Source organism: Phaeobacter sp. PT47_59, from assembly GCF_028890025.1.
In the GTDB taxonomy this organism is placed as follows: Bacteria; Pseudomonadota; Alphaproteobacteria; order Rhodobacterales; family Rhodobacteraceae; genus Phycobacter.
This window is the reverse complement of record NZ_JARCJL010000074.1, coordinates 1-1,113: the sequence shown is the minus strand read 5'-3', so window position 1 is coordinate 1,113 and position 1,113 is coordinate 1. Positions and strand designations below refer to the sequence as shown.

The following is a 1,113-nucleotide window of genomic DNA, read 5'->3' as shown; positions in this document are numbered from 1 at the left end:
TCACCCGGTTGCCCGCCTTAACCGGGATCAAAGAAGGAGCCACCACGATACAGTCATGTCCCATCTCGACAATCTGGTGATGGATGCCATAGCCGCAAGGGCCCGCCTCATAGCAGAAGTGCAGCCGTGCTCCGCCTGCTGCCAGCTTCTCGACCAGCTTCCGCACATGATCAGGCCGATGCGGCACCGTTCCCAAGTGGCGGACTTCACCGCCCCGTTCGCCCTGTGCAATGGCCACCGAAATCGTCGCCTTGTGGACATCCAGCCCGATGAACGTGCTATCTTGCATATGGTCTCTCCCCCATTCTTGAGGCTCGGCGCCCGCCAACCGGGCGCAACCCTCGAACGGAGAATGCCGCGGGAGAGGCCACAGACCCAGTCAGTTCAAGGCCCGATCATGGGGTCTAGAATCGGTAGGCAACACCGATATTCAAGATTGTTGGGTCCACCGAAACCTTGCCTCTGACCGGCGCCCCGCCGAGTGTCCCAGAGATATCTGTTTCGAATGGGGTATAACGTATATCAGCATTGGCAAACCAATTGTCGCTCATTTGATAGCGCATTCCAACTTGGAGAGCAGGCGCCCAGGCGTCTTTCAAGTCGAAGTCCGCGAGTGCATCCCCTTGTTCTTCCAGAAACAAGATTCGAGCGATACCGGCACCAAAATAAGGGCTAACGGATGAATTAGTCGAAAAGTGGTATTGAAGCGACAATATGGCAGGGCCGTATTTTGTCTCTCCGACGGTCATCCCCCCCAAGCTGCCGGTTCCTGTAAGATTGGCGTTTGCAGGAAAACCACCAAAAAAATTCAATGCCAAAGATGAATTCAAGAAGTAAGAAACATCGAAACTCAGTGTGGTGTCATCGGAGATATCGATACCAGACCCGGGTATTGGCGCACCGCCCGCGCTGATTGAATCCAACGTTTCGTTCGTGAATACTTTCGCCGCATTCAGGCCAAAAAGCCAGTCGCCTTTGGAGTAACGCGGTTCCGCATTTGCGACGCTGATCGACGAAAAGCAACCCAGCATCGTGATTAGGGTCAGGATTCATAACCAGTAGATAACGACGGCTGCGAGCGCGATGGCCGAGAGGAAGACCTTGGGACACCTA

1 protein-coding gene and 1 pseudogene are annotated in these 1,113 nt (G+C 54.7%); both read right to left on the bottom strand.

The features are described 5' to 3' along the window. A pseudogene (locus PXK01_RS21940) lies at positions 1-289 on the bottom strand (IS110 family transposase); the annotation flags it as partial. 115 nt (positions 290-404) lie between these two features. Then, positions 405-1,031: an OmpW/AlkL family protein gene (locus PXK01_RS21935; protein WP_084739942.1), complete on the bottom strand. Its 627-nt coding sequence runs from the start codon at positions 1,029-1,031 to the stop codon at positions 405-407. Positions 1,032-1,113: the final 82 nt, after the last annotated feature.

What these genes read in the sequence shown, in the direction of transcription:
- PXK01_RS21935 (WP_084739942.1), bottom strand. Translation starts at nt 1,031, where the DNA reads ATGCTGGGTTGCTTTTCGTCGATCAGCGTCGCAAATGCGGAACCGCGT.